8 protein-coding genes and 1 tRNA gene are annotated in these 6,905 nt (G+C 27.5%); 6 read left to right on the top strand and 3 right to left on the bottom strand.

Annotated features, from left to right (window positions below; translation table 11 throughout):
• The first annotated feature begins 78 nt into the window (after positions 1 to 78).
• Positions 79 to 153: transfer RNA gene (locus ACQPUY_RS16835), tRNA-Cys, on the top strand.
• A 36-nt stretch (positions 154 to 189) separates the two neighbouring features.
• Here the strand turns inward: ACQPUY_RS16835 and ACQPUY_RS16830 are convergent.
• The 3 genes from ACQPUY_RS16830 to ACQPUY_RS16820 all read right to left on the bottom strand — a co-directional run bounded on the left by ACQPUY_RS16830 (position 190) and on the right by ACQPUY_RS16820 (position 3,624).
• On the bottom strand, positions 190 to 1,116 hold the full coding sequence (locus tag ACQPUY_RS16830; protein ID WP_430843066.1) for a S66 peptidase family protein: 927 nt from the start codon (positions 1,114 to 1,116) through the stop codon (positions 190 to 192).
• Positions 1,117 to 1,309: 193 nt separating this feature from the next.
• Positions 1,310 to 2,257 carry a magnesium transporter CorA family protein gene (locus tag ACQPUY_RS16825; protein ID WP_430843065.1) on the bottom strand — a complete coding sequence of 316 codons (948 nt, stop codon included), beginning with the start codon at positions 2,255 to 2,257 and terminating at the stop codon, positions 1,310 to 1,312.
• 215 nt (positions 2,258 to 2,472) lie between these two features.
• The gene (locus ACQPUY_RS16820) at positions 2,473 to 3,624 is read right to left on the bottom strand and encodes a M20 family peptidase (RefSeq protein ID WP_430843063.1); all 1,152 of its coding nucleotides are present in this window, start codon (positions 3,622 to 3,624) and stop codon (positions 2,473 to 2,475) included.
• Positions 3,625 to 3,766: 142 nt separating this feature from the next.
• Here ACQPUY_RS16820 and ACQPUY_RS16815 point away from each other — a divergent pair, with 142 nt between their 5' ends.
• The 5 genes from ACQPUY_RS16815 (at position 3,767) to ACQPUY_RS16795 (ending at position 6,897) form a co-directional block, all read left to right on the top strand.
• Positions 3,767 to 3,982, top strand: coding sequence for a sigma factor G inhibitor Gin (locus ACQPUY_RS16815; RefSeq protein ID WP_430843061.1), 216 nt, complete (start codon positions 3,767 to 3,769; stop codon positions 3,980 to 3,982).
• A 10-nt stretch (positions 3,983 to 3,992) separates the two neighbouring features.
• Positions 3,993 to 4,622, top strand: a complete 630-nt coding sequence (gene tmk / locus ACQPUY_RS16810) for a dTMP kinase (RefSeq protein ID WP_430843059.1) — start codon at positions 3,993 to 3,995, stop codon at positions 4,620 to 4,622.
• A gap of 87 nt (positions 4,623 to 4,709) precedes the next feature.
• Positions 4,710 to 5,039, top strand: a complete 330-nt coding sequence (locus ACQPUY_RS16805) for a cyclic-di-AMP receptor (protein ID WP_430843057.1) — start codon at positions 4,710 to 4,712, stop codon at positions 5,037 to 5,039.
• 14 nt (positions 5,040 to 5,053) lie between these two features.
• Complete coding sequence (locus tag ACQPUY_RS16800; protein ID WP_430843055.1) at positions 5,054 to 5,989, top strand: DNA polymerase III subunit delta'; 936 nt, start codon at positions 5,054 to 5,056, stop codon at positions 5,987 to 5,989.
• Positions 5,990 to 5,991: 2 nt separating this feature from the next.
• Complete coding sequence (locus ACQPUY_RS16795) at positions 5,992 to 6,897, top strand: PSP1 domain-containing protein (protein ID WP_430843053.1); 906 nt, start codon at positions 5,992 to 5,994, stop codon at positions 6,895 to 6,897.
• The last annotated feature ends 8 nt before the right edge of the window (positions 6,898 to 6,905 follow it).

Raw genomic sequence — 6,905 nt, 5'->3', positions numbered from 1 at the left:
TCGATAGCTCAGTCGGTAGAGCAGAGGACTGAAAATCCTCGTGTCCCTGGTTCGATTCCTGGTCGAGCCACCAGGTATGGCGCTATAGCCAAGTGGTAAGGCAGAGGTCTGCAAAACCTTTATTCCCCGGTTCAAATCCGGGTGGCGCCTCCAATAAAAATCCTACAAGTTATTTTGTAGGATTTTTTTTTATTTAAATATAATTTCTTTTTGAATAAGTAAGTTTTCATTAGATGAAAATTTGAATTTGCATCCTATTGGAAGAGTTATATTGGGATAATCATGTCCTATTTTAACCCCCTGAATAATGGGTATATTTAATGGAATAAGCTTTTCTCTTATTATGTCTTCAAAATTAAGTTTATTATCTTTACTAACACAATTTGTAAAATATCCTATTATTATTCCCGATAATTTTTGAAGTTTTCCACAAGAAATTAGTTGAGATAACATTCTATCCACAGAATAAGGACTTTCATTCACATCTTCAACAAGTAAAATATTATTATTAAATCTTATCTCATAAGGGGTGCCTATAGTAGAAGAAATAATAGATAAATTTCCTCCGACTATAGTTCCACTAAAATCTTTCTTGTTCCAAATTAGATAGTTATCATGGCAGATATCATTCAAGTTATAGATAACTTTATTATTATCATGACTTATTATATTAAGAAAGTATTCTCTAGTTGTAATATCATTAAAGTCAGAAGCTATCATAGGCCCATGAAAAGTAGTAAATTTACATTTATTGCTAATATAGTTTAATAACAATGTTACATCACTATAACCAAAGAAAGGTTTAGGATTCTTTTTTATTAGTTTTAAATTTAAATAAGGGGCCATTCTAACAGAGCCATACCCACCTCTAAGGCAAATTATAGCTTGGACTTCCTTATCTGCAAACATTGTATTTAAATCTTCAGCTCTATCTTTATCATTACCTGCTAAATACCCATAATTATCATATAAATGTTTTCCTTTTTTTATTTTAAAGCCTAGTGATTTAAAGAGATCTATTTTTCTATCTATGAAATCTCTAGATTCAGGGGATGCAGGAGCTACTATTCCTATAGTTGCTGATGGTTTTAGACTAGTAAGTTTATTTTTAAACAAAGAAATACACCCACTTTATAATATTTATATAATATATTATGAAAGTTATTTTATAATTATATGATTAATTTTTAATAAATTATATTATTTGAGATATTATAGTTAAAAGATAAATTTTGATATGATTTTAGATTAATTTAAAGAGAAAAATAGAGTAATTAATTTATGGGGCTGTCTTTTCGACAGCTCCATTTTATGTGAACATATCTTTTTTATAAAGTAAGTAGGCAGTACCAAAGGTTAAAACTAATGTGATAATCATAGTAATTTCAAATCCATATTCATTATTGATAAGAGGCATTCTGATAAAGTTCATTCCGAATATACCACCTATTACGGTAGGTATAGCCATTAAAATCGTAACAGAAGCAAGTACTTTCATCACTATATTTAGGTTATTAGAAATTACTGATGCAAAGAAATCCATAGTACTTGCAAGTATATTACTATAAATTTCTGTCATTTCTATAGCTTGTTTATTTTCTATAATAACATCTTCTAGCACATCTTGATCTTCTTCGTATTTTTGCATAATATCTAATTTTAGCATTTTTTCTAAGGTTATTTCGTTTGCCTTAAGCGATGTAGAAAAATAAACTAAAGATTTTTCTAAAGAATGAAGTTGAATTAACTCCCTATTTTTCATAGATTTATGAAGTCTTTTTTCTATCATAAGACTCTTTTTATCTATTTGCCTTAGATACACTAAATAAGCATTAGATATTCTACTTAATATTTGTAATATAAATCTAGACTTTTTAAATGAATAAAATGATTTTACCTTGCCGTTTATAAAATCAGTTAATATTCTACTATTCTTTAAGCATACAGTAATAAGTTGTTTTTCAGTATGAATTATAGCTAGAGGATATGTGTCATATGTTAATGAGTTATCTTCCATTTCAGTAAATGGTATATCAACTATAACTAATAAGCAATTATCTTCAATATCTATACGAGAGGTTTCTTCATCATCTAATGGAGCCTTTAAAAAAGATAAAGGTACACCGGTTTTTTTTGATATTAAAATAAGTTCCTCATCTGATGGTGCTATTATATTAATCCAACATCCTGATTCTAAATTATCAAGAATTTTTAGTGAAGGATTATTCTCACTAATACTTTTATAGATCTTTATCATAATTAAAAAACCCCCTTAAATAGAATTCATAGATAATTATACTATTTATAAGTGATTTTGTATCAAAATTAAAAATTTAATTTTTAATTTTATATATAAAAAAATATAAATAATTAAATATATTCATAGAAATATTATAATTGAAATGTAAGTTAGATAGTAGAAAATAAATATAATTTACTCTCTATGAAGAAAAAATAGACTCTGTATAGAGCCTATTTTTTGTAAAATTCATTTTTAACTTCTGCAAGAAGATTCTCTTTCGAAATAATATCACAACCTGTAAAGGCTAAAGCTAATGCTGTTTTCATAGCTTCTTTAAAAGCATAATCAGTAATAGTAGCATTGGCAAAATCTTTTGTTCCATATTTTATGCTTTCATCATTTGTTATTGAGAAAAATGGTTGAATTGATGGCACATTTTTACTTACAATTCCTAGACTTAAACCAGAGTAAATATCTCTAGGCCCATCTATATTAATAATTCCTGTTTCTTTAAGGTTATGGCTAAATAACCTATTTAATGACCTGTTAGTTATAAGTTCTTCATTTTCTGGTTCATATAAAGAAATAGAATTTTGTACTCTAATAAGCTTAGAAACATATATGGCTATTTCTCGTAATTTACTTTCTACTATTCTTGCAACATCCATTTCTTTTGATCTTATGTAAAACTTTGCTTCAGATTCTATAGGTAATAGTAAAGGGGTAAATCCTCCCTTAGATAATATTGAATTTACTTCTACATCTTTAGGAAATCCCTTTAATAATGAATTGAGTATATTAAATGTTAATAATACTCCATCTAATGATGTATAGGTACCTTTGTTCAAAAAGCTAAGTCCGTTATGGCCTAAGAATTTGATACTTAAAGGGATAATAGCAGAAGAACTTCCACTTTCTGAAGTAACAACATCAGGATGAGCAGTTAAGACTATATCAATATCGTTAAAAGCTCCTTGTTTAACCATAACTGATTTTGTTCCACCTAGATATTCACCAGGACAACCAATTATAACTACCGATCCTCCAATTTTTTCAATTATAGAACTTAATGCTAAGGCTGCTGCCACTGAAGTAGTTGTTAAGAGATTATGTCCAGTTATATGCCCTTCATCTGGAATAGAATCATATTCACATAGGAAACAAATTTTAGGATGGTTATTTCCTTTATAGGCATAAAAAGAAGTTTTTAAATCTAGAAAGTTTCTATTTACTTCAAAATTATGTTTTTCTAATAAGTCACAAATATAATTATATGAGTTAAACTCATCATAGCTTTTCTCAGGATTATCATATAAGAATTTATTTAAGTCAAATAAATCATCTTTATGTTTTTCTATAAAATTAATCATTTCTTGTTTCATTTCTTTTTCCTCCCAAATTATCTTGCCTTTAATTTTCCCTTAAAGTTCAATAATTATTTATTAAATATTAGTTTTTAGAAAAAGTATAAAACTTGCCAATATGGGCGAGAATTATTAATAAAAATTAGAAAGGTTTGGTTTTATGAATTTAAAATTTAAAACTATAGATAATGAAAAAAATAAATGTAGTGTCTGTAGTAAAGAAATATATGAAGATGATATAATAATAAGCATACGCTTATTATGCCATGAATGTAATAAAATAATTTCAAATATTAATTTAGATGATATTGAGTATAATTTTTATAAGCAAAAAATTAAAAATTGGCTTTTAAGCAAATATAATTTAATTGCATGAGGTAAATAAAATGAACAGAGGAAAATTTATAGCATTCGAAGGTGGAGATGGTTCGGGGAAAAGTACAATATTAGAAATGATATATGACTATCTAGTTAGTAACGGAGTAAAATGTATAAAAACTAGGGAGCCGGGTGGAATTAAAATCTCTGAAGATATAAGAAGTATAATATTAGATACTAAAAACACAGAAATGGATAGAAAAACAGAAGCGCTATTATATGCTGCTGCAAGAAGACAACATTTAGTAGAGAAAGTTATTCCGGAATTAAATAAGGGTACTATAGTTCTATGTGATAGATTTATTTATTCTTCATTAGCATATCAAGGCTATGCTAGAGGAATAGATATTGAAGAAATATCTCAAATAAATAAGTTCGCTGTAGGAGAATATATGCCAGATTTAAATGTATTATTTGATGTTTCTCCAGAGGTAGGATTATCTAGAATAAATAAAAATAAAGATAGAGAGGTTAATAGACTTGATCTTGAAAAAATAGATTTCCACAAAAAAGTAATGGAAGGATATTATAAATTAGTAGAAGAAAATAATGATAAATTTGCAATTATTAATGCAGAAAAATCAATAGATGAAGTTTTTAATGAAGTCAAGGAAATAATTATAAATTTTATTAAATAAAATATAGTATAATATAAACTTTTTGATTAATTTATATATATTTTGTGATAAAATGTTAATAGGGGATAAATTTATGGAGGGATCAATATGAAATTAGTAATAGCTATGGTACAGGATGATGATGCATTAGATGTAGTAGATGCAATTACTGAAGCTGGGTTTAGAGTGACTAAGTTAGCATCAACAGGAGGATTTTTAAAGTCTGGCAATACAACTTTAATTATAGGTGTAGAAGCTAATAAAGTTCAAAAAGTTATAGATGTAGTAGAAGAGATTTGTAAAACTAGGAAACAAATCATTACTACTCCAACTACTATAACAGGAAATGTAGATATGTATATGTCATATCCAATTGAAGTTGAAGTTGGAGGAGCTACAATATTTGTAGTAGATGTAGATCAGTTCATTAAAATATAAGGTTGGAGGGTGTAATGGGACAATTTATTGGACATAAAAGTATAATAGATAGTTTTAAAAAAAGAGTAGATTCAGGAGAAATTTCCCATGCACACATAATTGTTGGAGAAGATGGTATTGGAAAAAGCAATTTAGCTAATAAATTAGCCAGAAATATATTAGGTAGATTTGAAGAGAAAGATTATATTGATATTATAAATTATAGATGTAAAAAGGCTTCTTTTGGAGTTGATGATGTTAGAGATATTGTCGATGAAATAAATAAGAAGCCTTTTGAAGGAGATAAAAAGGTAATTATAATTTATGATGGAAATAAATTAACTGTTCAGGCACAGAATGCTCTTTTAAAGACTATAGAGGAGCCGCCAATGGGAGTTTATATAATTTTATTGTGTGAAAGTTTGGAGCTTATTTTAGATACTATAAAATCAAGATGCCAAATTTATAAACTAACTCCATTAACTAAGGATGATATAAGAGTTTATATAGATAGAATAAATGATTATAATTATAGTCAAGAAGAGATTAATGCGGCTATTGCTTATAGTGAGGGGATCCCAGGAAGAGCGGAAGCATTTTTAAGGGATTCTTCTTTAAAGGAACTAAGAAATACTTTAGTTGATTTATTATTTATTGTAACTAAAAGTAACTCTAAGGAGCTTTTAGATTTTGAAAATAAGATAATAGCCTTTAAGGATAAGAAAGAGGATATATTAAACATTTTAGCCTCCTTTATAAGAGATATTATAATTTATAAAGAAATTAGAGACGGTAATGGAATAATAAACGGGGATAAAATAGAAAGCATAAAAAAATTAGCTATGGAACTTTCCTATAAGAGACTCAACAATATTATTGATAAAATAGGAGAAGCTAGAAGATCATTACTAAGCAATTCCAATTTTCAATTGACAATTAGAGTAATGCTTATAGGTTTTATGGAGGTTTAATAATGATAAAAGTAATAGGCGTTAGATTTAAAAAGGCCGGTAAAATATATTATTTTGATCCAAGTGGATTAAATGTTAAGAAAGGTAACTTTGTTGTTGTTGAAACAGCAAGAGGAATAGAGTTTGGTGAATGTGTAATAGGACCTAAAGAAATTCCAGAATCAGATATAGTTTCTCCATTAAAGAGCGTTATAAGAGTTGCAGGAGAAGAGGATATAAATAAACATAAGGAGAATAAGGTAAAAGAGAAAGATGCCTTAGATATATGTTTAAAGAAAATTGAAGAACATGGATTAAATATGAAGTTAATAGATGTAGAATATACATTTGATAATAATAAAGTAATATTCTACTTTACAGCAGATGGAAGAGTTGATTTTAGAGAATTAGTTAAAGATCTTGCCACTATATTTAAGACTAGAATTGAACTTAGACAAATAGGGGTTAGAGATGAGGCTAAGATGCTTGGGGGATTAGGACCTTGTGGTAGAACTTTATGTTGTTCTACTTTCCTTGGAGATTTTGCATCTGTATCTATAAAGATGGCTAAGGAGCAAAACTTATCACTAAATCCAACTAAGATATCTGGTATTTGTGGAAGACTTATGTGTTGCCTAAATTATGAGCAAAGCACTTATGAAGATATAAGAAAGAGATTGCCTAAAGTGGGATCTATAGTAAATATAGGTGATACTAAAGGGGAAGTTATTAGTAATAATACAGTAAAAGAAAGTATAAAGGTTAAATACAGAAGAGGCGATGAAGAAATAGTTGAAGACTTTAAAATTGATGATGTTGAATTGGTTGAAGGTGGATATGAAGATTCAGTAGATGAATCTGAAATTAAGCTTGAAATAGAATCACCAGAAGATAAAAAATTAATAAAAGACCTTATAAAAGATAATTAAAGGAGGGG

The organism is Clostridium nigeriense (assembly GCF_050585245.1).
GTDB classification, from domain to species: Bacteria; Bacillota; Clostridia; order Clostridiales; family Clostridiaceae; genus Clostridium; species Clostridium nigeriense_A.
This window is presented reverse-complemented; position numbering and strand designations above follow the sequence as displayed.

Coding starts and splice junctions, on each gene's coding strand:
- ACQPUY_RS16825 (WP_430843065.1), bottom strand. CDS start 2,257: ATGATAAAGATCTATAAAAGTATTAGTGAGAATAATCCTTCACTAAAA.
- tmk (WP_430843059.1), top strand. CDS start 3,993: ATGAACAGAGGAAAATTTATAGCATTCGAAGGTGGAGATGGTTCGGGG.
- ACQPUY_RS16795 (WP_430843053.1), top strand. CDS start 5,992: ATGATAAAAGTAATAGGCGTTAGATTTAAAAAGGCCGGTAAAATATAT.
- ACQPUY_RS16800 (WP_430843055.1), top strand. CDS start 5,054: ATGGGACAATTTATTGGACATAAAAGTATAATAGATAGTTTTAAAAAA.
- ACQPUY_RS16815 (WP_430843061.1), top strand. CDS start 3,767: ATGAATTTAAAATTTAAAACTATAGATAATGAAAAAAATAAATGTAGT.
- ACQPUY_RS16805 (WP_430843057.1), top strand. CDS start 4,710: ATGAAATTAGTAATAGCTATGGTACAGGATGATGATGCATTAGATGTA.
- ACQPUY_RS16820 (WP_430843063.1), bottom strand. CDS start 3,624: ATGAAACAAGAAATGATTAATTTTATAGAAAAACATAAAGATGATTTA.